The sequence below is a fragment of the Dakarella massiliensis genome, assembly GCF_001182045.1.
In the GTDB taxonomy this organism is placed as follows: domain Bacteria; phylum Pseudomonadota; class Gammaproteobacteria; order Burkholderiales; family Burkholderiaceae_F; genus Mesosutterella; species Mesosutterella massiliensis.
The window spans coordinates 400,341-421,525 of record NZ_CVTY01000007.1 but is presented as its reverse complement, the minus strand read 5'-3'; the positions used below and the strand labels follow the sequence as shown (position 1 = coordinate 421,525).

General features: G+C 56.5%; 20 protein-coding genes. 15 read left to right on the top strand and 5 right to left on the bottom strand.

Annotated features, from left to right (window positions below; translation table 11 throughout):
• Positions 1-83: 83 nt before the first annotated feature.
• The 4 genes from BN1936_RS08180 to BN1936_RS08170 all read left to right on the top strand — a co-directional run bounded on the left by BN1936_RS08180 (position 84) and on the right by BN1936_RS08170 (position 4,829).
• Positions 84-1,040, top strand: coding sequence for an anaerobic C4-dicarboxylate transporter family protein (locus BN1936_RS08180; RefSeq protein WP_267900976.1), 957 nt, complete (start codon positions 84-86; stop codon positions 1,038-1,040).
• Complete coding sequence (locus tag BN1936_RS11865) at positions 985-1,419, top strand: anaerobic C4-dicarboxylate transporter family protein (RefSeq protein WP_022443883.1); 435 nt, start codon at positions 985-987, stop codon at positions 1,417-1,419. Before BN1936_RS08180 ends, BN1936_RS11865 begins: the two co-directional genes overlap by 56 nt.
• A gap of 418 nt (positions 1,420-1,837) precedes the next feature.
• Entirely contained in the window at positions 1,838-3,634 is a 1,797-nt protein-coding gene (locus BN1936_RS08175; protein ID WP_148521168.1) for an IS1634 family transposase, read from the top strand.
• A 4-nt stretch (positions 3,635-3,638) separates the two neighbouring features.
• Positions 3,639-4,829 carry an MFS transporter gene (locus tag BN1936_RS08170; RefSeq protein WP_082164536.1) on the top strand — a complete coding sequence of 397 codons (1,191 nt, stop codon included), beginning with the start codon at positions 3,639-3,641 and terminating at the stop codon, positions 4,827-4,829.
• A 17-nt stretch (positions 4,830-4,846) separates the two neighbouring features.
• On the opposite strand, the gene BN1936_RS08165 is transcribed toward BN1936_RS08170, so the two are convergent.
• The gene (locus BN1936_RS08165) at positions 4,847-5,650 is read right to left on the bottom strand and encodes an alpha/beta hydrolase family protein (protein ID WP_022443881.1); all 804 of its coding nucleotides are present in this window, start codon (positions 5,648-5,650) and stop codon (positions 4,847-4,849) included.
• Between the two features lie 228 nt (positions 5,651-5,878).
• Here BN1936_RS08165 and BN1936_RS08160 point away from each other — a divergent pair, with 228 nt between their 5' ends.
• A complete protein-coding gene (locus BN1936_RS08160) occupies positions 5,879-6,523 on the top strand; it encodes a MarC family NAAT transporter (RefSeq protein WP_022443880.1) in 645 nt (214 codons plus the stop codon).
• Between the two features lie 443 nt (positions 6,524-6,966).
• Entirely contained in the window at positions 6,967-7,590 is a 624-nt protein-coding gene (locus BN1936_RS08155) for a helix-turn-helix domain-containing protein (RefSeq protein ID WP_022443879.1), read from the top strand.
• Positions 7,591-7,670: 80 nt separating this feature from the next.
• On the opposite strand, the gene BN1936_RS08150 is transcribed toward BN1936_RS08155, so the two are convergent.
• The gene (locus BN1936_RS08150) at positions 7,671-8,144 is read right to left on the bottom strand and encodes a YhcH/YjgK/YiaL family protein (RefSeq protein ID WP_022443878.1); all 474 of its coding nucleotides are present in this window, start codon (positions 8,142-8,144) and stop codon (positions 7,671-7,673) included.
• A 198-nt stretch (positions 8,145-8,342) separates the two neighbouring features.
• Here BN1936_RS08150 and BN1936_RS08145 point away from each other — a divergent pair, with 198 nt between their 5' ends.
• Entirely contained in the window at positions 8,343-9,077 is a 735-nt protein-coding gene (locus tag BN1936_RS08145) for an alpha/beta hydrolase-fold protein (RefSeq protein WP_022443877.1), read from the top strand.
• 57 nt (positions 9,078-9,134) lie between these two features.
• On the opposite strand, the gene BN1936_RS08140 is transcribed toward BN1936_RS08145, so the two are convergent.
• Positions 9,135-10,286: a M20/M25/M40 family metallo-hydrolase gene (locus BN1936_RS08140; RefSeq protein ID WP_049687137.1), complete on the bottom strand. Its 1,152-nt coding sequence runs from the start codon at positions 10,284-10,286 to the stop codon at positions 9,135-9,137.
• A 280-nt stretch (positions 10,287-10,566) separates the two neighbouring features.
• Between BN1936_RS08140 and BN1936_RS08135 the strand changes: the two genes are divergently transcribed.
• Together BN1936_RS08135 and ybgC are read left to right on the top strand one after the other, a co-directional pair.
• Positions 10,567-11,493 (top strand): universal stress protein, encoded by a 927-nt coding sequence (locus tag BN1936_RS08135; protein WP_022443875.1) that lies wholly within the window; start codon positions 10,567-10,569, stop codon positions 11,491-11,493.
• 235 nt (positions 11,494-11,728) lie between these two features.
• Complete coding sequence (gene ybgC, locus BN1936_RS08130; RefSeq protein ID WP_022443874.1) at positions 11,729-12,157, top strand: tol-pal system-associated acyl-CoA thioesterase; 429 nt, start codon at positions 11,729-11,731, stop codon at positions 12,155-12,157.
• Between the two features lie 7 nt (positions 12,158-12,164).
• Here the strand turns inward: ybgC and BN1936_RS08125 are convergent, their stop codons facing one another.
• Complete coding sequence (locus BN1936_RS08125) at positions 12,165-13,172, bottom strand: phospholipase D-like domain-containing protein (protein WP_049687136.1); 1,008 nt, start codon at positions 13,170-13,172, stop codon at positions 12,165-12,167.
• Between the two features lie 140 nt (positions 13,173-13,312).
• On the opposite strand from BN1936_RS08125, the gene BN1936_RS08120 reads away from it, so the two are divergent.
• The 6 genes from BN1936_RS08120 to BN1936_RS08095 all read left to right on the top strand — a co-directional run bounded on the left by BN1936_RS08120 (position 13,313) and on the right by BN1936_RS08095 (position 20,265).
• Positions 13,313-14,050 (top strand): phosphatase PAP2 family protein, encoded by a 738-nt coding sequence (locus tag BN1936_RS08120; protein ID WP_049687135.1) that lies wholly within the window; start codon positions 13,313-13,315, stop codon positions 14,048-14,050.
• Positions 14,051-14,168: 118 nt separating this feature from the next.
• The gene (locus BN1936_RS08115; RefSeq protein WP_049687134.1) at positions 14,169-14,909 is read left to right on the top strand and encodes a DsbA family oxidoreductase; all 741 of its coding nucleotides are present in this window, start codon (positions 14,169-14,171) and stop codon (positions 14,907-14,909) included.
• 14 nt (positions 14,910-14,923) lie between these two features.
• Positions 14,924-15,577, top strand: coding sequence for an MBL fold metallo-hydrolase (locus BN1936_RS08110; RefSeq protein WP_022443870.1), 654 nt, complete (start codon positions 14,924-14,926; stop codon positions 15,575-15,577).
• 95 nt (positions 15,578-15,672) lie between these two features.
• Complete coding sequence (locus tag BN1936_RS08105) at positions 15,673-17,004, top strand: sodium-dependent transporter (RefSeq protein WP_049687133.1); 1,332 nt, start codon at positions 15,673-15,675, stop codon at positions 17,002-17,004.
• A 133-nt stretch (positions 17,005-17,137) separates the two neighbouring features.
• A complete protein-coding gene (locus BN1936_RS08100) occupies positions 17,138-18,934 on the top strand; it encodes an IS1634 family transposase (protein ID WP_148521168.1) in 1,797 nt (598 codons plus the stop codon).
• Between the two features lie 365 nt (positions 18,935-19,299).
• Positions 19,300-20,265 (top strand): lysozyme inhibitor LprI family protein, encoded by a 966-nt coding sequence (locus BN1936_RS08095; RefSeq protein WP_022443868.1) that lies wholly within the window; start codon positions 19,300-19,302, stop codon positions 20,263-20,265.
• A gap of 92 nt (positions 20,266-20,357) precedes the next feature.
• Here the strand turns inward: BN1936_RS08095 and BN1936_RS08090 are convergent, their stop codons facing one another.
• Complete coding sequence (locus BN1936_RS08090; protein WP_232422090.1) at positions 20,358-21,098, bottom strand: carboxymuconolactone decarboxylase family protein; 741 nt, start codon at positions 21,096-21,098, stop codon at positions 20,358-20,360.
• Positions 21,099-21,185 lie beyond the last annotated feature (87 nt).

Below are 21,185 nucleotides of genomic sequence, written 5' to 3'. Positions count from 1 at the left end.
AAAAACCCTGCCCGTTCAAAGCAACCAAGAGAGAGGAGGGAGCGCTAAGGGGAAAACAAGCAGGTCACCCCCGGAGCGGTTCCATGTCATCTATGTCAATATTTTTCTGGATTGAGCTCGTGATCGTGCTTGCCGTGATTTTTATCGGCGCGCGGTTTAACGGTGTTGGTCTCGGTATCTGGGGCGGTGTCGGCCTGTTCCTGATCGCGGTCCTTTTCGGCGTGAAGCCGACAGCGCCGCCGGTCGATGTGCTGCTGATCATTCTTGCTGTTGTGACAGCCGCCGCGACGATGGATGCGGCCGGCGGCATCGATTTTCTGGTGTCTGTGGCAGAAAGAATTATTCGCGCGAATCCGAAGTACATCACCATTCTCGCGCCGCTCGTCACCTGGCTCTTTACGTTCCTCGCGGGAACCGGACATGTGGTGTATCCGCTGCAGCCTGTGATCTATGAGGTTGCGATGTCAGCCGGTATCCGCCCGGAGCGCCCGATGGCGGTGGCTACGATTGCCTCTCAGCAATCCATTACGGCGTCCCCGGTCTCGGCAGCCACGGCGGCCATGCTCGGTATGTTCGCGGCCTATAACTGGACGAGTTTCGGTCTTGCCCAGATTCTCGCGATCTGCGTTCCGTCGACGCTGCTGGGCGTCATCGTGGCGGGCTTTGTCTCCATGTTCCTCGGGAAAGACCTCGCGGATGACCCCGAATTCCAGGCCCGTGTGAAGGCGGGGCTCGTGAAGATGCCGGATCCGAATGGCGCGAATAAGGTGCTGAAGCCGCACGCCAAGCGTTCCGCTATTGTGTTCCTCGTCTTTGTCGCGATCGCTGTGGCATCCGGTCTTATTCCGGAACTCCGTACGCTCCGCGGTGAAACCAAGCCGCTCGGTATGGCGACCGTTCTGGAAATCTTCATGCTCGTGAACGCCGCGGCGATCCTCGTGACCTGCCGCCCGAAAGTGGACGATATCGTGAAGACCCCCGACGATGCGCGCCGGTGTGGTTGCCATGATCGGCATTTTCGGTCTTGCCTGGCTCGGTGACTCCTTTGTCGGCGCCAATAAGGCGGATCTTCTTGCCGCGGTCGGCGGCATTGCTCAGGCGATGTCCTGGACCTTTGCCTTTGTGCTCTTCTTTGTTTCCGTGCTGCTCTACTCGCAGGCCGCCACGGCCCGCGCTGTGATGCCGCTCGGCGCTGCTCTTGGCATTCCGCCTCAGACGCTGATCGGCATGTTCCCGGCTGTGAACGGCTACTTCTTCATTCCGACCTATGGGTCTCTGGTTGCCGCCATCGCGTTTGACGGATCCGGAACGACGCATATCGGCAAATACGTTCTTAACCATTCCTTCATGATTCCGGGGCTCGTGGCAACTATCGTGGCTGTGACGACCGGTCTCGGCATCGCGGGGATTCTCTACTAAGAAACATGGTTTGTCTCCGGTAATCCAGGGAGGCCGGGGAGGGGAGGAATGGAAAATAATCGGGAACTTCTCCTCTCCCTTCTTTTTTCCTGGCGTCGGACGATGAACTGAACCTCAGTGTTTTGTAGAGCGGGGAGATTTCTCTGCCCTTTTTCTGTCTCTAAGCTCTGTCCTCAGATCCGGTCAGTCGCATAATGTCGGGAAAGATAAAGGAATCATAAAGGACTGCGGAAAATGGCCGGAGAAAAAACTGAGGGGCAGGGCCTCACCACGGCGGACGCACTGCTTCCCAAACTCCCGGAACATAGCTCCGGGATTTTTTCATTCTGGAAAAAATTCCTAGTAAATTTAAATAGTTGAGATTGACATTAAGGGTAATTCTTGATATTATAGTCTATAAATATTGATAAAGACTATTATGGCTCGACCAAGAACTCTACCAGACAACCATTTCCGTTTCTCCACCTTCAGAAAAGGAGATTCCACCTATGTTTATGGCTATAGAAATGAGTGGGATCCGGTGAAGAAACAGTCAAGAATTGCCAAAAGGATTTATGTCGGCACGCTCAATGAAGCAACCGGAAGACTTAGACTGGGCAAAAAGTACTTATCCAATCATCCTGAGTATGAAGGCAAGACGCTTTACTTTGAAAATCGTACCCTCGTTGAAAGATCCGAGCAGGATGCTGCAGAAGAAGTTCAACAGCGCGAGCAGTCATGGGCTTCAAACAACCTTTCTTACGCTGCCACCTGGGCCCTTTGGCAGTTCGCCTCCAAGAACCGAATTCTGCAAAACCTGCAGGCGGCGTTCGGAAAACAATTAGGAACCGGCCTTCTGGCTTTGGCCGTCTATCAGCTCTTAGACGGGGGCGCCATGAACGGCTATGAAGACTGGCTTCCCGACAACTGGCTTCCTGTAAGCGCTCCTTTAAGCTCTCAGCGCATCAGCGAACTGCTTGCTCAAGTCGACCATGAGGACATGGTTAATTATTTCCGTTTACGATTTGACCGATCCAAGCAGAATTATCAGAAATGGCTTGAGGAAATAAAACAAAAGGCTCAGAAGCAGGGCTCGGCCATGCCGCCTTCAACTCTGCAAAAGATGTATATGGCGCTGGACTCCACGGCAATAAGTACCTTCTCTATGACAATCGAGGATGCGGCTTACGGGCACGCCAAACAGAATCCTGAACTCAAACAGATAAACCTTACGCTTGCCGTGGATTTCTTGAACGGAGACGTCTGCTATGCCAGAGAAGACGAAGGCTCGATAACCGATAAGTCGGTCTACAAATCCATCCTGGCTCAGATGAAAAGCTACGGCTTTGATCTTGACGAGACAGTCCTGGTGACCGACCGGGGTTACTCTTCCCTAATGAATCTTCAGAATCTTTTTAATACCGATGTCAGCTTCGTCGCCGGCGTTCCTATCGTGGAAAAGGGTTTAAAAGATAAATTTACAAAGTTCCGTGAAGCACTTTGCGACCTCGCTTTTTACAACAGTGAGTATGAAGTTTATTGCCGAACCATAAAAGAAGACTGGAAGCAAAACACAGAGGCCGGCTCAGTAAATCGTGACTGCTTCGTGCATCTGTATCGGTTCCCGGAAATTGCGCTCTCTCAGCAGAAGCAGCTACTAAAGAAAATAGATAAGGTCTTAGATAAAAAACGCGATGGAAAAGTCGTAGATCGAGATGACTGGAACTTCGCTGCCCGCTTCATAACTGAGTGCAAAGAAGAGCAAGACGGCAAGGAAAGGAAAATATGGGAGAAAAACCTCGAGGCTCTCAGACTCTGGGAACGCACTGCCGGCTGCTTTGTTATCCGCAGCGACTGGCTCGAAGATCCGATCGAGGCTCTAAGAATTTACAGGCGCAGGAATATCGTTGAGGTGGCTTTCCGACAGTTTAAAGTCCTTAACGGAGGAGACCGACTGCAGGCAACCCAAACCTCTTACATGGGCAAATTGATGGTACACATAATCGCTCAGTCTCTGAGGATGGCTATAACAGTGCAGGCTAAAAAAAGAGAAACTCAGGAATTAAAACTCCCCGATAACTCGGTGGAAAAGTTACTGGCCGCATTGAAGAGGATCAGAGCGGTGAGGGCACCAACGAGAGCTACATGGGTTGTGGAGCCTCTGACGAAAAAAGCCCAAGACATGCTTGAGCTTTTAAACCTGCCTAAACCTCCCATGACGTTTAAGTCAATATAGAACTATGTCACGGGAGTTCAGGCTGCTTTTCGCGGCGGCCGCAGGCGTTGCGGTTGGGAATCTCTACTGGACGCAGCCGCTCCTCGCGCGGATCGCGGAGAATTTCGGCGTGCAGGCGTCGGTCGGCGGCCATCTGATGACAGCCACTCAGGTGGGGTACGCACTCGGAATTTTGCTTCTGGTGCCGCTTGGCGATATGGCGAATCGCAGGAAACTCGTCACCACGCTTCTCGCGCTCTGTGCGGTGTCCCTCGTGATCGCGGCTTTCGCGCCTCACTTTAGAGTGCTGGGGCTGTCACTCGCGCTGGTTGGTTTTACGACCGTGTCCGGGCAGGTGATTCTTCCGATGGCGGGCGGGCTTGCCGCTCCGCAGGACCGGGGAAGGATTGTCGGTATTGTGACATCCGGCGTCGTGATCGGCATTCTGTTTGCCCGGACCGTGAGCGGCTTTATCGCGAATCTCGCGGGATGGCGCTCTATCTATATTGTTGCAGCCGTTCTGAATATCATCCTCATCTTTGCGCTCAGGAAGAGGATTCCGACGGCGCCAGGCGGCGTGAAAATGCCGTATCCGAAACTCATTCTTTCCGTTTTCACGGAAGCCCGCCGTGTACCGAATGTCGGACCGGTGCTGCTGATCGGGGGATTTGGTTTCTGTGCTCTGCAGCTATTCTGGACCGCGATCACCTTCCTTCTCGCCGCTCCTCCTTTTGGCTACAACACACTCGAAATCGGGCTTGTGAGCCTCGTGGGTGTTGCGGGCGCCCTGATTGCGGCGAAGGTCGGGGGACTCATGGACCGGGGTGTCGGCATTCCGGCTCAGGGGTGTTTTATCGCGCTCGGTGTCGCTGCTATGCTTGTTTCTTCTCTTGGAAGCCACTCCATTCTGATGGTGGTGCTCGCCGCGCTTCTCATGTCGCTTTCATTCCAGGGAATCGGCATTCTGAATCAGACAACGCTCTTTCTGCTTGCCCCAAAGTCGAGGAGCCGGCTGAATACCGCCTTTGTCGTGAATAACTTTATTTTTGCAGCCGTGGGTTCAACGCTTGCCGCGATTCTCTGGGATAACGGAGGATGGGTTCTGGTGTCGCTTGGCGGTGCGGTGTCGCTCGTCTGTGCTCTCAGCGTCTGGGCTTACGCGAGAAAGAATCTCAAGGCGGCGACTGACGCCGCGAGGCTCGGGAAGACCGCCTGAAATATGAGGAGGGCGGATTACTTCGCGATCGACTTTTCCGCGAACTGAATGAAGTGATCCCGCCATTCCGTCGGATAACCGAATGCGGTGAGATGCTTTTCCTTCAGAGCCATCCAGATTTCCCGGTTTTCAGGCAGAGCCTTCAGCATGTCATCCATTTCTTTTTCAGGAACCGAATCATCCCGCCCCGGATACAGATAAGCGACAGGGATTTTCAGTTCCCGAAGCGCGTCAATGGGGTTTTCTGTGATGGTTGAGGGTAGCAGCGCTGCGCCCAAATGTCCGACACCTGGTCCGTAACGGCGAATCATCCACCCGCGGTGCGTGGCTGTCACAGCTTCAAGAACGATGGCTGCCGCGCCATCCGGGTGGCGGTGGAGAAGACGAAGCAGAGATTCGCCTCCCGGTCCCTGCCCGAAGAGGACAAGTTTTTTGGCTGAAACGCCTCGCTGACCGCGGACATACTGGTAAACGGCTTCCGCGTCATCCACCATGCCGTTCAGAGTGAGTTTTCCGGTGGAACGGCCGGTTTCTTCCGGATCGTAGAGAACCACATTCCAGCCGGCAGGAACGAGCCACGAGACCTGCGGCAGATGATAGCCATAGTTCCTTGTGCAGTTATGGGCATAAAGCACGGTGCCCTGAAGCGTTTTCCCGTCCTGAGGCAAAGCTTTGAGCCAAAGACCGGAAATGGATGTGCCTTCCGGACCTTTGGTCGCAAACTCTTCGCCCTGGAGCCCGAATTGCCGGTAGTCCCAGTATTGACGGCGATCCGTCTCAAAAAAGAGTCCTTCTGCAATCCGGTTGAGAAATCCTGACATGCTTCTGATTCCTTGAGTGATAGGAAACCTTATCTCCGATCCTAACGAACCAGCGAGCAACATAAAGGCTTGGTCTGATCACTTAAGGGATCCCGGATAGCAACAAATCTGAGTGAGGTTATTAAAACAATAAAAATACTGTTGAAAACATCAATATTCAACATTCATTTTGCGTAATAGATAAGAAAAGACGATGATTCTGTCGGTTGAAACTCAAGAGCCGTACTCATGGAATCCGCTATTACCTCATCCTTTTTTCTCGGCGCGCTCGTGTCCCTTGTCGTCATCACGAATCCGCTCACCAAGATCCCGCTTTTTCTCAGTCTCACTGAAGGCTGGAGCTCAGGGCGGCGCCGGAGTGAGGCGGCTCACGCTGCGCTCGACGCGTTTTTCATCATGGTGGCGAGTCTCGTCGCCGGAAATCTCCTGCTTTCATTCTTCGGCATTTCCTACGGTGCCATGCGGATCGCGGGCGGTTTTGTGGTGGCGGTGATCGGGAACCAGATGCTGTTCGGCGCGAAGACGCCGAATGATACCGATCACGGCGAAAAAGGGAACGACGGATGCGCATTCTTCCCGCTCGCGATGCCGGGAATCGCTGGGCCCGGGACGATTGCCGTAGTGATTGGGTTCTCCACTCAGATCGCGGAGGCGGACGGCCTCCAGACGAAAGCCGCGATGTTTGCCGCGGTGACCGCGGCAGCGGCGCTTTCCTCCTTCCTGACCTGGGCTGTCATGCGGGGCGCCGATTCCTGCTCAAAGGCGCTGGGTCCGTCCGGCACCCGGGTCCTCACCAAAATCATGGGTTTTCTTCTTATTTCGATCGGTATTCAGTTCGTGGGATCCGGAATTCTTACCTTCTTCCCAAAGTGACCGGAGGGCGTTTTTCAGGGACCTCTTTTTCACAAATAAATTTGGCTTAAATGTTGAAAAAAGATGTCCGTAGTCAAAACTTCGTCAAATTTACATGTGATACGAAAAAATAAAAAAATTAAGTTAAACAGTAAGTAAAAATAATTAAAACCCACTTAAATCGTAAACTTGTTGTAAAATATAAGTAGACAAAAAGAGAGTCTCCGGTTAATTCGCGCAGGTTGTGGCGCGAGCTTCATTGCCCGGATTTTTGTTCAGCTTCGGCTCCAGAGAATGAGCCCCATATAAGAAAGAATGAAAGAACTATGCAGTCATCCGTCATCGGCCGGATGAGCAGAAACGCGGGAGAGTTTCTCCGCGTCGGTTCGCTCACCGGACCGCGGCAAACACACGGCCGCGGAGGAGATGCGGGAGGCTGTCCTGATAGAAGTGGGGAGTGAATTATGGCCACAACAGAAGGGCTTCGCGCTGAACGCCTTGCGCGTGTAAATGATGCTATTCAGGGCAGCGGCTATAACCAGACAGAAATCGCACGGGCGATGGATGTGTCGAAGGCGGCGGTATCGCGCTGGATGACAGGGGCAAGCTGCCCGACCAGAGATAAGATTGTTGCGCTTGAGAAGCTGCTGGGGCTTCCGGCACGGTCACTCGTGAACGGAACCACAGGCGCGCCTTCCAAGTCTGAAGAGGAGCTGACGGTTGAGCCGCTCATCCCGTCGCGCGGCGAAGGGGTGCTGCAGTCGGTCCGGCTGTCGAAATCCGCGATCGAGTCGTTCGGTCTGAAACCGGGCTCGATCAGCGCTTACCGGATGGATAATCCGGCGCTGGGGCAGCTGATCCCGATCGGCTCCGTTCTCATTGTTGACCGGAGCGTGAAGACCGCTCAGGCGGAAGGCTTTTATCTCGTCCAGGATAACGGCGTGAAGCGGATCGGACGCTACACGTTTAAGCCGGATGGGAAACCGCGTCTCATGCGGGGGCTCGAGGATGACCCGGCAAGCGCCATGCCGCCTGAAACGGAGGTGCTTGGGCGCGTGAAGGCTGTGCTCGTGGTGACGGAGACGTAATTCCGGCATCGCGCGGCAAAGGCATAGGAAAGGGCGGCTGAAAAGCCGCCCTTCGTGTATCCGGACGAGATTGCCGGGGGTCAGAGTTCCGCGAGATCTGCCCGGATCTTGAACACCGCCTTCTTATGCATGGCGGGGCTTTTGACCGCGAGGTTCGGCGCGTGGCGCTCTCCCGGGAAATAGATCGCGAAGTCACCGGGCTTCATCGTCACGGTTTCCGCCGGATCGAGATCCGGGTAAAAGGCGATGTCGTCCCGTTCAAGCCGATCATCTGTGGGCGTCAGGTGATTCGCGTGGGTGATGAAGTCCTGACGCTCATCGCCTTCAAGCAGCAGCTGAATATCGATGTAGCGCGCGTGGGCCTCAAACTTACGGTCAGCAGCGTCACGCGTCATCCCTTCCTCAACATTCACGTAAAATGCCGAACCTTCAATTTCGTGACGTCCGGTTTCGAGGTCGCCGCCATGCGCCGCAAGGTAAGCGAAAGCGCGCGAAAAGACTTCAGGAAGGTAGGACTTCAGGGTTTCCCACTCGGACAGCGTGCCGGAAATCATGTCGGGTTCTCCAGTTGATAAGGGATGGGGAAGCTCGCCCCCGTCCCGATGATGTCCGACTATTTTAGGACGGCTCCGGGGTGTTCTCGCGGATATTGCCTTTTTCCCGAAAGAGGGAGGGGAAAGAGGGCTCAGTGTCAGGCATCTGCGCTCTTTGCGTTACGATGAAAGAACCAAATGAAGGAGGATGGTTAGAAGATGGCTTACGTTGTGAGCAAAACGCTTTCAGGCCGCACGGTGAAGGTCTACCGGGAGAGCGAATATCCGGTGCCTGTCATTTTCTCGACCCAGTATCAGGAACAGGGGAAAACGGTGCTCGAGCTGCTCGGGAATCTCGGCGCGCCGGAAGTGAATCTGGTCACGATTTCCGATCTTCACTGGGAAGAGGATCTGTCCCCCTGGGCTCACGGCCCCGTGATGGCATCAACCGACCACTTCACGGGCGGCGCGCCACAGTATCTCGAGTTTCTTGAGAAGGAAGTGATCCCGTTTGCGGGGCAGCACCTCGCCCTGGATCCCTCCACGCTGATTCTCGCGGGCTACTCGATGTCCGGGCTTCTCTCCGCCTATTCGCTCTTCATGACGGACGACTTCCCGTATCTCGTCTCGGCTTCCGGCTCGCTCTGGTTCCCGGGGTTTCTGCCGTTCGCGAAAGAGCAGGGAATCAAGGGGTCGCCGAAGGCGGTGTATCTGTCGCTTGGTGACACCGAGAGCCACTCCCGGAACCCTTACCTCAAAGAAAACGCCTCAGTCACATCTGCGATTGCCGGACTCAGCCGTGAGGCCGGAATTCCCACGGCGCTGATCTGGGAGCGGGGCGGACACTTCAATGAACCGGCCGCACGGCTCGCGCGCGGTCTTTGCTGGGTGCTTGGCGTCATGCGGGGCGAGGATATCAAGATCGAAAGCCGGAAAACGCCTGAAGGCGTCTGACCCGCGTTCGGTATCCAGTCACAGAACGGGGAGGCTCGTGAAGCGCCTTCCCGTTTTTTATCGGGCGGAAGAGGCCCCGGTTTTCGCGGCCGCGAGAAGTTCGAGCGCCTTTTCGATCAGCCGGAGACGCGGTTCGACCGTCGCGAGATCGAGATACTCTTTATTCGGGTTATGGAGCAGACCGCCGGATGGCGCCAGGGCGTCGATCACGGCGACACCGAAAGACGCGAGCTCATTTCCGTCAGACGCGCCTCCCGCTTCAACCCAGACAGGGGAGGGAAGGCGAAGCGTCGCGGCCGCCCGGTTGATGAGCGTGATAAGAGACGCGGACTCCGCGGAAAGCGGAAGCGCCGGGCCGAGACTCTCGATTATGAGGTCTGATGTCACACCGTCCGCGAACCCCGTGAGAAAGAGTTTCCGCATCCGGAAAATCAGTTCATCGCGGTCCCTGTCCGAGCCGTACCGAAGGTCAAACGTGACCGATGCGTGTTCAGCCACTGTGTTCGCCGTTGTGCCGCCTGAGACAAGGCCGGTGCTGATCGCCGTCCCGTCGATTTCAGACGCGAGATGCTTCAGCTGCGGGATCGCGGCAGCCATGGCGTCGATCGCGTTCCGCCCATCCTCAGGACGGTTCCCCGCGTGCGCCGGCACCCCGTGGAAGTCCACCCGGACGGTGCTCGATCCCTTCCGGGCCCGGACAAAACTGCCATCCGGCCTTCCAGGCTCAAAAATGAAAGCAGCCGGAACGCCGCGTGACGCATTTTCGAGAAACTCAGCGTGTTCCCGCGGAGTGATTTCTTCAGCGGGCGTCAGCACAACCTTAAGCGAAAGACGGTCTTTCACGGCAGCGGGAAGGCCGGATGCGATAGCCGCGATGGCGGCGAGCCCCGAGCGGTCATCCGCGACACCGGGGCCAAAGGCGAGTCCCTCATCGATTCTGAAGGGGTAGCGCGCGGCGCTTCCTCTTGAGTGCACGGTGTCCAGATGCGCGCAGAGCATGAGATCCACCGTCTCGGATTCCGGAAGATTCCGGAAAATACACGCGCGGCCGTAGGAACCGACTTCAGGCCGAGCGGTTTCCCAGCCAAGGTTTCTGAAAATCCCCTCCATCACGTCGCCCGCCTTCGTGACCCCTTCGGCGTCGCCTGACGGTGAATCAATTCCGGTCAGCGTTCTTAAGGGACTCAGAAATTCAGGCCGAAGGTTCATGGGGAGTGTCTCCTTGTCAGGGGCAGAAAAAACGGACAACAACCTTTTAGTTTAAGCGGAAAAGCGATGGCTGTGACCGGCAAAAGACGGGATGCCGTACGGGATAACAAAAAAAAGAACTTCAGGGCAATACAGATATAATGATTGATATAGTCCCGGGGTGTTTCTGGAGAGGGAAACTATCACTTCAGTGAGATAGCTCCGGGATGTCCAGGCAAAAGCGGAATCGGCCGCTCAGGGAGGAAGGCCGGACTGCGCTGCGCCTCTATAAGGAGCCAATATGAAAATTCTGTTTCCGGTTGATGGCAGTGAATACAGTGTCCATGCCGCGCACGTGATCGCGCGCCGCGCGGAGCTTCAGAACTTCAATCCTGAGGTCTGTCTTCTGAATGTGCAGAAGGCGGCCGAACTGATGATTCCGGCGCTGAAACTCCGGCGTTCTGCCGCTACCAACCACCAGTCAGAAGCCGCCTTCAAGAAGGTGCGTGACATTCTGAAGAATGTGAAGACTGAGGAAAAAGTGGTGATCGGAAACCCCGCTCAGGTGATCGCGGAAGAAGCGGACCGTGAGCAGGCGGATCTGATTGTGATGGGATCCCGGGGCCTCTCAGACTTCGCGAAGCTTTTCCTTGGCTCTGTTTCCACGGCGGTTCTCGCCCGCACCACGGTACCCGTGATGCTGATCCGCAGCGAGTACACCTCTGAACCCGGAAAGGAACTGAAGGTCTGCGTGGCGGTTGACGGGTCACCCTACTCCGAAGCCGCTGCCCGCTATATCGTGGCTCACCGCGAAATGTTCGGCGAAAAGCCGGATGTCCGCGTGGTCACGGTGGTGGATGTGGCTGAGGCGATCGCGTACGAATATCCGACGGATGTGCCGCTTCCTGAAATTCCGGCAGAGCGTGAAGCCGCTGAAAAGAATATGGATGAAATTCAGCAGCTGATCCCCGAAATCGAAGAGAAGGGGAAGAACGAAGCCATGTCGACGATCCGCCCGATTTTTGAACAGGCAAACTTCCCGGTGACGGAAGTGGCCCTGACGGGGGATCCGGGCACCGAGATCGCGAACTACGCGAAGACTGAGAAGCTTGATCTCGTCATCATGGGGACCCGCGGCCGCGATAATGTCGCCTCCGTCATTCTCGGCTCCGTGACGAGCCGTGTGGCGGCAGACGGTTCTGTTCCGCTCCTCGTGATTCCGGCGTAAGAATCAGCCGCCCCTCCGTGAGAGGTCTCTCTTCGGGAGAGGAAACGGTAATTTCTGGCAGGAAGCCGCTCAGGCTTCCTGCCTTAATTTTTTTCCTGAAGACCGAAAGCCGGTAATCCGGATGGATGCGGCGATCGGATCCTGACACCGTATACTCAGGGGCAGCTGAAAAGTCAGGCTGCGGCGGTCTCCGGGGGCTGTCTCTGTCTGAAGGTATCAAAAGGAAAAGATAACAATGTCTGAAAGCAAAGTGTTTGAGTATCCGGTCCGGGTTCAGTGGGAAGATACGGACGCGGGCGGTGTGGTGTACCACGCGAACTACATCAAGTTCATGGAGCGCGCGAGAAGCGAGGCGCTCCGGGCGGATGGACTGAATCAGAGAAAGCTCGAATCGGAGCAGGGGATCGTGATTCTGGTCGCGGAGCTTTCAATCAAATACAAGCGGGCGGCGCAGCTCGAGGATCTTCTCACCGTGAAGACCCGGGTGGAGAAGCTTGGCCGCGCGAGCGTCGTCCTCAATCAGTCCGTGTGGCGGGGGGATGAGCTGCTGACAGACGGCCGCGTAAAGGTGGCAGCTGTAAAGAAAGCTGAGCTGAAGCCCGTGCCGCTTCCTGCTGAAATCTATGACATGTTTAAGGCCTACGTGACGGAGCCTGAGGCCTGACACGTTTCTATTGATCTTCCGTCCGGAAGCTATTCGGGATCCGCTTCCGGCGGCCCAGCGCGAAGGGAAGCCCTGACGGAATGAAATACGTGTCCGGGAGGAAGTAGATAAGCCAGCGGGCGATCACTTCCACCTGGTCATACGCCCGGATATTCGCCTGAAAGGCCGGGCTTCTCACCATCTCTTTCAGAGCGCCGAAACTGAGGAAGGGACGCCCCGGACCGGTTTCCGTTCTGAAGAGCGACTGAATGGTTTTCAGAAACGGGCTTCCGGCGAGCCGCGTCCCGATATAAAGATCCATTTCTTCCGGCGACCTGAGTGCCGGGGGCGGCACGAGCGCCGCGAGATCCTCGGCCGCGAGTTCCCGGATAAAACGGGCATCGGTATCCCGAGGAAGGAGATCCCGGATATCCCGCCCCCGGAAGATGTCGTAGAGCAGATTCGGGAAAGGGCAGGCGGGGAGCCACCCAGGCGGGAGCGGCCCCGCTTCCTGCGCGGCCCACCGGCGGAACCAGTCCGGAAGGAACCCCTCGCGCCGCCGTCTTTCGACAAATGCCCGAAGTTCTCCCGCGGCGTCCCGCGGAATCCGTACCGCGGCCATCCGCCAGTCATGTTCGAGCTCATGACTCTCGCGGCTTGTGAAGTCTGAGGCGAGGACTTCGTCATTCCACTTCTGATCGAGCCCTACGCCGATACCGCGCCCCGTCAGATTCGCGCTTCCCGTGAAGAAAATCCGGTCAAAGCGGTAGTACTTCGCGTGAAGATTCGGAATCCGGTAGACCTCACCCCCGAGCAACCAGACCGCGTCCAGCGCGTCCAGATCCGAAATGCCGCTTGCGAAGTCGTCCGGTGCCCCGCGTGTCACGAGTGTCAGCTCATCAAACCAGATGCCGCGCGGAATAATCGCCTCAATCGCGCGGATTTTGACGTACGGTGTCACGATGAGAACCGAACGGGCGTTTTCTGCTGCCCGTCTCAGGTGATAGGCGAGGTTCTGGTGGTAAAGACGGATCATAAAGAGGAGTGGATTTTCCGGAGTCGTGAGCGGGCTTCAGCCATTCTAAGCCACGGAGGACCGGGAGCCCGGAGCCATCAATCCGATAGAATGACCGCCTGAAAAATCCGAACCGACATATTGACTTTTAAGGAACCGGCATGAAGAAAGCGGCATTCATTCTTTTCTCGCTCGCCGCGGGGGCCGCGGCTCTCCCGGCGTTTGCGGCAGGAAACGCGCTGTACCCCGAAGCGATCAGCGCATCGGAGCTACTCCCCGGACCGCCTGCCGCCGGCACCTGGCGGAGCGCCGCGGATGACGCTTCCTACCGTGAGGGGCTTTCGCTTCGGAAGGCTCCCCGGGGCCTTCAGGCCGCGGAAGACGCCGATATGTCGCCGCTTAAAGCCTTTGAAGCCCGGTTTTCAAAGCCTCTTGGGATTCAGATATCGAAAGACGCGACTCCTGCGACACACGCTTTTCTCCTTCTCACGATGAAGCGCGTCTATCCGTCACTTAAGGCCGGAAAGGAAGTCTTCAGACGGCCCCGCCCCGTGGTTCCGCATCCGGAAGACGCCACGTGCCGCCCGGATCTCGCGAAAAAATTTGACCGCTTCGCGAGTTACCCGTCAGGTCACACCACGATGGCCTGGGCGCTTGCGCTCGCGCTGACCTCGGTCGCCCCAGGCGATCCGGTCCCGGTTCTGAAGCTTGGTTACGGCGCGGGTGACAGCCGCGCGATCTGCGGCGCGCACTGGCAGAGCGACGTGGAAGCGGGGCGGGAGCTCGCCGCCGCGGTCTTTGCCCGGATCACGGGAGATTCTGACTATCTTGCGGCGGCCGCGGCGAGCCGCGCGGAACTCCTGAAACTCTCGAAACCAGCGCCGTCACCGGTCCGCTGACTCTAGGGTGAAAGAAGCCTCGGTGCGATGCGGTCCCTTTGCTATTCTTTCTTCTAACAGCCGTTACGCCCGCGGTCCCGCGGCCGGTACGGTCAACAGATAAAGGAGCAGGAGCGCGATGAAAATTACATTCTGGTCAGACTTTGCGTGCCCATGGTGCTGGATCGGGGAAACAAATCTCGAAGCCGCGCTGAAGTCGCTCGGCCGCGCGGCTGAGTTTGAGATGAAAGCCTACGAACTCGCGCCGAACGCTCCGAAGATGGGGGGCGAAACCACGTTCCCGCGGCTCCTTGCCCGGGGTCTCAGCTGGGAAGAGGCTGAGGGCCGGATCAAAGAAGTGGATGAGGCGGGCGCGGCGGCCGGCTTGCCTTTCGCGTACGGCGACGCGATTCAGTCAAACACTTTCGATGCCCACCGGGTGAGAAAGTTTGTTGAGGCGCATTTCGGCCGGGATGCCGCGGAGAAGCTGAGCGAACGCTTTTTCCGGGCATACTTCTCGGATCATCTGGAGCTCGGGAACCCCGAGGTGCTCTGCCGCCTCGCGGGAGAAACCGGGATTCCTTCTGGGCAGGTGAGGGCGTTTCTTGACGCACCGCTGGATGCCGGAACCGAAGCCCGGATTATCGCGGACGCGGTCCGTGAGGATGAAATGACGGCAAGATCCACCGGAGTCACCTCGGTCCCGTTCTTCATTATCAATGGCAAATATTCCGTTCCCGGTGCGCTCGACCAGGCGGGCTGGGAGGATGGTCTGAAGCAGGTCTTTGAGGAAGAGGATAGAGAAAGACAGCGGGGACCCTTCGGGTCCGGCTTCACCTGCGGGCCTGACGGCTGCAGCATTGATTTTGATCGGGAATAACTGAAGAGAACGGCATGATTACGCGTATCGAAGTTTCGACACCGGATATTGAAAATACCTATCTCGATATCGATCCTGAGACGAAACACGGGTTTCTGATTGATCCGGGCGCGGAGCCGAATCGGATCATCGATGCGATCCGGCCCGGAGGCTTCACGATTGAGAAGATCCTCCTCACGCACGGTCACTTTGACCATATCGGAGCGATCGATGCCGTCCGGGAGGCGTTCGGGCACCCGCCTGTTTATATCCATGAAGCGGGGCTTCGGTATCTGTCGAGCACGTTTTTCAATCTCTCGGGCCCCATGGGCCGTCCCTTCACCGTGGAGGGCGCGATCCCGTTCCAGGACGGGGCCGTGTTTTCGCTGCAGTCGAATCCCGGGGTTTCACTCCGCGCGATCCATGTACCCGGTCACTCAGAGGACAGCACGCTTCTTTATTCGGAATCGGGCGGCTACGCGTTTTCGGGTGACACCGTGTTCCATGGCGCGGTCGGCGCGACGCATTTCCCGGGCGGGGATGACGCGAAACTCGCTTCCAGCATCCGGGACCGGGTGCTCACGCTTCCGCCCGAAACCAGGTTCTATCCGGGCCACGGTGAGCCGACAGTACTTTCCCGCGAAATCCCGCTTCTGCGCCGTGTCGCGGGACTGAGCGAGATTCCTTAAGCCTTTTCGGATACGCCTTTTCACGTTTGCCTGTTCTTCGCTCTCTGCGGTAAGGTTTTAACTCATACCTTACAAAAACAAAGGAGCGGGCAGCTATGCCAGAACGTGCGACTTGGGCTTCGAAAGCCGGATTCGTGCTCGCCTCAGCCGGGGCGGCCGTTGGACTCGGAGCGATCTGGAAGTTCCCGTGGCTCGCGGGAAGCAACGGCGGTGCGGTCTTCGTGATCCCGTACGTGATCCTGTCCCTCACGCTGGGCTTTGTGTTCCTGACAGCGGAAATTACGCTCGGCTACATGGGGCGCGGCTCTATCGTGACGACCATGCGGAAACTCGGCGGCTCCAAATGGGTGCCGGCCGGGTATCTCGGCGTGGTGACCGGTCTTCTCGTACTTTCCTTTTACTCGGTGATCGGCGGCTGGACGATCGCGTATCTCGTCGACGCGATTCTCGGCCGGGGGCTCGTCACAAGCCAGGCGGAGCTCGGTGCCCGGTTCGGCGCGCTTTCTGGAGACCCGCTTCTCGCGGTTGGCTATCAGGCGCTGTTCCTCACGCTTACCGCGGGCGTTGTCGCGCTCAAAGTGAGTAAGGGGATTGAGCGGCTTTCCCGCATCCTGATGCCCGCGCTCTTTATCCTGATGCTGATCCTCATTATCCGGGGGCTGACACTCCCCGGAGCGTCCGAAGGCCTCAGCTATCTCTTTGCCTGGAAACCGGAGGCGTTTACCTGGAAGAGTCTTTACGCCGCGCTCGGGTTTACGTTCTTCTCGCTCTGCGTTGGCTGCGGCTGCATGATGACCTACGGCTCATACCTCCCGCAGGGGAGCCGCATTCTGAAGTCCTGCGCGCAGATCGTGGGGCTCACGACTGCGGCCTCGATCCTCGGCGCCCTGATGGTGATGCCGGCGGTGTTCGCTTTCCATCTCGATCCGGCGGCGGGTCCCGGACTCACCTTCGTCACGATGCCGGTGATTTTTGCCCAGCTCCCGTTTGGCGGGCTGTTCGCCGTGGCGTTCTTTGCCTGCCTCACATTCGCGGCTCTGACGAGCTCAGTCTCGATGCTGGAACTCGATACCGCGTTCCTCGTCGATGAATTCCATGTTTCCCGGACGACGGGTGCCATTATCAGCACGCTTGTCATCATGGTGATCGGTTTCTTCTGCGCGCTTTCCTTCGGGCCGCTTGCCGACACGAAGTTCCTTGGGAAGAACGTTTTCGACTGGTGCGACTTCCTCACCTCCAACATTTCGCTTCCGATCGGCGGCCTCATCGTGGCGCTTCTCGCGGGGCTGGTTGTGTGGCCGAAGTTCCGTGAGGCGCTTTCGGTTCCCCTGGTGCCGAGTGATCGGTGGTTCCGGATTTTCAGGCTGCTTCTCGTCGTGGCGTGCCCGATCCTCGTCGTGATCGTGCTCGTTACGGGGCTGATCTGATCACCCAAACTCCCGGAACATAGCTCCGGGATTTTTTCATTCTGGAAAAAATTCCTAGTAAATTTAAATAGTTGAGATTGATATTAAGGGTAATTCTTGGTATTATAGTCTATAAATATTGATAAAGACTATTATGGCTCGACCAAGAACTCTACCAGACAACCATTTCCGTTTCTCCACCTTCAGAAAAGGAGATTCCACCTATGTTTATGGCTATAGAAATGAGTGGGATCCGGTGAAGAAACAGTCAAGAATTGCCAAAAGGATTTATGTCGGCACGCTCAATGAAGCAACCGGAAGACTTAGACTGGGCAAAAAGTACTTATCCAATCATCCTGAGTATGAAGGCAAGACGCTTTACTTTGAAAATCGTACCCTCGTTGAAAGATCCGAGCAGGATGCTGCAGAAGAAGTTCAACAGCGCGAGCAGTCATGGGCTTCAAACAACCTTTCTTACGCTGCCACCTGGGCCCTTTGGCAGTTCGCCTCCAAGAACCGAATTCTGCAAAACCTGCAGGCGGCGTTCGGAAAACAATTAGGAACCGGCCTTCTGGCTTTGGCCGTCTATCAGCTCTTAGACGGGGGCGCCATGAACGGCTATGAAGACTGGCTTCCCGACAACTGGCTTCCTGTAAGCGCTCCTTTAAGCTCTCAGCGCATCAGCGAACTGCTTGCTCAAGTCGACCATGAGGACATGGTTAATTATTTCCGTTTACGATTTGACCGATCCAAGCAGAATTATCAGAAATGGCTTGAGGAAATAAAACAAAAGGCTCAGAAGCAGGGCTCGGCCATGCCGCCTTCAACTCTGCAAAAGATGTATATGGCGCTGGACTCCACGGCAATAAGTACCTTCTCTATGACAATCGAGGATGCGGCTTACGGGCACGCCAAACAGAATCCTGAACTCAAACAGATAAACCTTACGCTTGCCGTGGATTTCTTGAACGGAGACGTCTGCTATGCCAGAGAAGACGAAGGCTCGATAACCGATAAGTCGGTCTACAAATCCATCCTGGCTCAGATGAAAAGCTACGGCTTTGATCTTGACGAGACAGTCCTGGTGACCGACCGGGGTTACTCTTCCCTAATGAATCTTCAGAATCTTTTTAATACCGATGTCAGCTTCGTCGCCGGCGTTCCTATCGTGGAAAAGGGTTTAAAAGATAAATTTACAAAGTTCCGTGAAGCACTTTGCGACCTCGCTTTTTACAACAGTGAGTATGAAGTTTATTGCCGAACCATAAAAGAAGACTGGAAGCAAAACACAGAGGCCGGCTCAGTAAATCGTGACTGCTTCGTGCATCTGTATCGGTTCCCGGAAATTGCGCTCTCTCAGCAGAAGCAGCTACTAAAGAAAATAGATAAGGTCTTAGATAAAAAACGCGATGGAAAAGTCGTAGATCGAGATGACTGGAACTTCGCTGCCCGCTTCATAACTGAGTGCAAAGAAGAGCAAGACGGCAAGGAAAGGAAAATATGGGAGAAAAACCTCGAGGCTCTCAGACTCTGGGAACGCACTGCCGGCTGCTTTGTTATCCGCAGCGACTGGCTCGAAGATCCGATCGAGGCTCTAAGAATTTACAGGCGCAGGAATATCGTTGAGGTGGCTTTCCGACAGTTTAAAGTCCTTAACGGAGGAGACCGACTGCAGGCAACCCAAACCTCTTACATGGGCAAATTGATGGTACACATAATCGCTCAGTCTCTGAGGATGGCTATAACAGTGCAGGCTAAAAAAAGAGAAACTCAGGAATTAAAACTCCCCGATAACTCGGTGGAAAAGTTACTGGCCGCATTGAAGAGGATCAGAGCGGTGAGGGCACCAACGAGAGCTACATGGGTTGTGGAGCCTCTGACGAAAAAAGCCCAAGACATGCTTGAGCTTTTAAACCTGCCTAAACCTCCCATGACGTTTAAGTCAATATAGAACTATGTCACGGGAGTTCAGGTGATCATCAGAAACGGATCCGGAAACGGAAAACGGGAGAACCGCTGACGCAGTCTCCCGTTTTTTGTTGCTACAAAAGGACTTTTTGCAGGTTTCTTCAGAAGTGTGTCACCTTCACACTAAAGTAGAAACCCTTAAGAGTTTACGACACTGCCGCGGTTTTATCAACCCGTTTGGGTTCGGCTGACTGGCGGAGCCCAGGTTTTTCTGAATCCATTGGGAGGACTGAAACCGCTGGAACCCCGGAAATCCGGGGATTTTTTTCTTCAGAAAAATGAATGATCTGCGTCACAGGCTAAAATGTAAAAATAAGTTTTAATCCGACACCTTTTCCCGGAGGCGAAATGAAATTTCAGGCGGCAGGAATTCTTCTTTTCACCCTTCTCGCGGCAGGCTGCAGCGCGCAGTCTCCGTCCTGCGAGGATCCTGAGACTCTCGCGAAGCTGAAGGAGGCGGTTGTGAAGGCCGTGGGAGGCGGTGCCGCGGCGACGCCGGAGCAGGCGGTCATCTCGAAAACCACGGATGGGGGTGAAAAGAATGTCTGCCGGGCGGAGATCCGCTGGAAACTGTCGCCAGAAGCTGCCGAAATCGTGAAGACCGTCCCCGCGGTTGCCTGGGATCAGGATCCGGAATTCATGGTGGGGAAGGGCTCTGAAAAGATTTACGCCGCGTTCGCGGAAGAGTCCGCAGCAAAGACTAAGGGCGAGGCGCCCGCCTGGGTGCTCGCACCTTCCGGTGACCCGGCGGCCCTGAAGGGATGGCAGGAGCTCGGCCAGACCTCCGCCGCGGCACTCCGCAGTCTTCCGAAAGTGCAGAAGGATGGCACCATCCTTTTCTCTGCTGACCCGATGGAATTCCGCCTGATCGGAGGCGCGTCTCACGAAGTGTCTCTGGTCATTCCGCAGTCGCTCTCAGGCGCGATCCGGACCGCCGAAACCCTCGGCGCCGAAGCCAAAGCGGGTGACGCTCTGATTGCGAAAGCGAAGGAGGCACAGCTGGCGGCCTCAGGCGAAAAGCCCGCGTCAGAGTCTGCCGCTCCCGCGGCGCCCCGGGATCCGAATGGTCCGAGCTACGACTGCGCCAAAGCGACCTCCGTCCCCGATAAACTCGTCTGCGGAAGCCCCGAGCTCTCGCACCTTGACCGGCAGCTGAACGCAGTCTGGGTGAAGGTCCGCGCGAAGTCTTCGGACCAGGGCTGGTCCCGCAGAAAGCAGATGGACTGGTACCGGAATGAGCGGAACGCCTGCAAGAACGCCGCCTGCCTCAGAAAGGCGTATCAGAAGCGGATCCGTGAGCTGTCTTCGGAATAACGGGGAAAAGAATCACCGGATTTCAGAAAAAGCAAAAGGCCGGAGCGGTGTCTCAACCGCCCCGGCCTTCGCTTTATCCGCTGATGCCGCGGTTACTTTGCCGCGCGGACGAGCCCGAGCGCGTTAAGCGTTCTCGGGAAACCGAGCAGGGGATCCGCGACCCGGAGAGCATCGGTGAGATTCTGCTTTGTCGCGCCCACCGAGAGGTTCGCCGCGATATGCGCCTTCAGCTGCGGCTCGCAGCCGCCGAGCGCCGCGATGGACGCGAACGTGATCAGCTCACGGTCCTTGATCGAAATGTTTTCACGCGTGTAGTAGTCGCCGAAGCACCAGGCGGTCAGGTCATCGACGATGAGGCCCTTTTCGCCCTCGGCCGCGGATTCGTGCATCTTCAGAATGTGATCGCGGCCGAAGATTCCGCCCTGGGTGTCAAGGCCTTTTTCGAACCGATTCTGATCGTTCACCGTAGCGCCCTTTGCCTCAACCTTGACGCCCGCGTGACGGAACGCGGCGTAGGCCTCGCGGAGCGCGGCTTTCGCGCGGGCAAGACCCACATAGGGAGAGGTCTGGAAAATGGCTTCGCGGATCAGCGTTCCGGGAACCTTATCGCGGAGCGCGCGTTCCGCGATATCCCGCACGCCGCCTTCGGCCGCCACAGCGGTCGCTACCGCGAGGAGCACAAAGTACTTCTGATTGGTACTGAGCGTGGTGCCGCGCTTCCCGAGATCCAGCATCCGGTTTTCAATCGCGTCAAACTCCGCGTTCCGCTCGGGACGCTTTGCCTCAGCGCTTCCCGCCGCACCGGCAAGAGCAGTCGTAGTCGCAGCAGCCATCAGAACACTCCTTCTTGAAAAACTCGTCATAAGATCCGTTCCTCTCTATTGTGGGGCGGGTAAGAGAAACTGACTTACTCCGCCTTT

Excerpts from the sequence above, each read along its gene's own strand:
- BN1936_RS08180 (WP_267900976.1), top strand. The coding sequence starts at position 84 with ATGTCATCTATGTCAATATTTTTCTGGATTGAGCTCGTGATCGTGCTT.
- BN1936_RS11865 (WP_022443883.1), top strand. The coding sequence starts at position 985 with ATGCGCGCCGGTGTGGTTGCCATGATCGGCATTTTCGGTCTTGCCTGG.
- BN1936_RS08175 (WP_148521168.1), top strand. The coding sequence starts at position 1,838 with ATGGCTCGACCAAGAACTCTACCAGACAACCATTTCCGTTTCTCCACC.
- BN1936_RS08170 (WP_082164536.1), top strand. The coding sequence starts at position 3,639 with ATGTCACGGGAGTTCAGGCTGCTTTTCGCGGCGGCCGCAGGCGTTGCG.
- BN1936_RS08165 (WP_022443881.1), bottom strand. The coding sequence starts at position 5,650 with ATGTCAGGATTTCTCAACCGGATTGCAGAAGGACTCTTTTTTGAGACG.
- BN1936_RS08160 (WP_022443880.1), top strand. The coding sequence starts at position 5,879 with ATGGAATCCGCTATTACCTCATCCTTTTTTCTCGGCGCGCTCGTGTCC.
- BN1936_RS08155 (WP_022443879.1), top strand. The coding sequence starts at position 6,967 with ATGGCCACAACAGAAGGGCTTCGCGCTGAACGCCTTGCGCGTGTAAAT.
- BN1936_RS08150 (WP_022443878.1), bottom strand. The coding sequence starts at position 8,144 with ATGATTTCCGGCACGCTGTCCGAGTGGGAAACCCTGAAGTCCTACCTT.
- BN1936_RS08145 (WP_022443877.1), top strand. The coding sequence starts at position 8,343 with ATGGCTTACGTTGTGAGCAAAACGCTTTCAGGCCGCACGGTGAAGGTC.
- BN1936_RS08140 (WP_049687137.1), bottom strand. The coding sequence starts at position 10,286 with ATGAACCTTCGGCCTGAATTTCTGAGTCCCTTAAGAACGCTGACCGGA.
- BN1936_RS08135 (WP_022443875.1), top strand. The coding sequence starts at position 10,567 with ATGAAAATTCTGTTTCCGGTTGATGGCAGTGAATACAGTGTCCATGCC.
- ybgC (WP_022443874.1), top strand. The coding sequence starts at position 11,729 with ATGTCTGAAAGCAAAGTGTTTGAGTATCCGGTCCGGGTTCAGTGGGAA.
- BN1936_RS08125 (WP_049687136.1), bottom strand. The coding sequence starts at position 13,172 with ATGATCCGTCTTTACCACCAGAACCTCGCCTATCACCTGAGACGGGCA.
- BN1936_RS08120 (WP_049687135.1), top strand. The coding sequence starts at position 13,313 with ATGAAGAAAGCGGCATTCATTCTTTTCTCGCTCGCCGCGGGGGCCGCG.
- BN1936_RS08115 (WP_049687134.1), top strand. The coding sequence starts at position 14,169 with ATGAAAATTACATTCTGGTCAGACTTTGCGTGCCCATGGTGCTGGATC.
- BN1936_RS08110 (WP_022443870.1), top strand. The coding sequence starts at position 14,924 with ATGATTACGCGTATCGAAGTTTCGACACCGGATATTGAAAATACCTAT.
- BN1936_RS08105 (WP_049687133.1), top strand. The coding sequence starts at position 15,673 with ATGCCAGAACGTGCGACTTGGGCTTCGAAAGCCGGATTCGTGCTCGCC.
- BN1936_RS08100 (WP_148521168.1), top strand. The coding sequence starts at position 17,138 with ATGGCTCGACCAAGAACTCTACCAGACAACCATTTCCGTTTCTCCACC.
- BN1936_RS08095 (WP_022443868.1), top strand. The coding sequence starts at position 19,300 with ATGAAATTTCAGGCGGCAGGAATTCTTCTTTTCACCCTTCTCGCGGCA.
- BN1936_RS08090 (WP_232422090.1), bottom strand. The coding sequence starts at position 21,098 with ATGGCTGCTGCGACTACGACTGCTCTTGCCGGTGCGGCGGGAAGCGCT.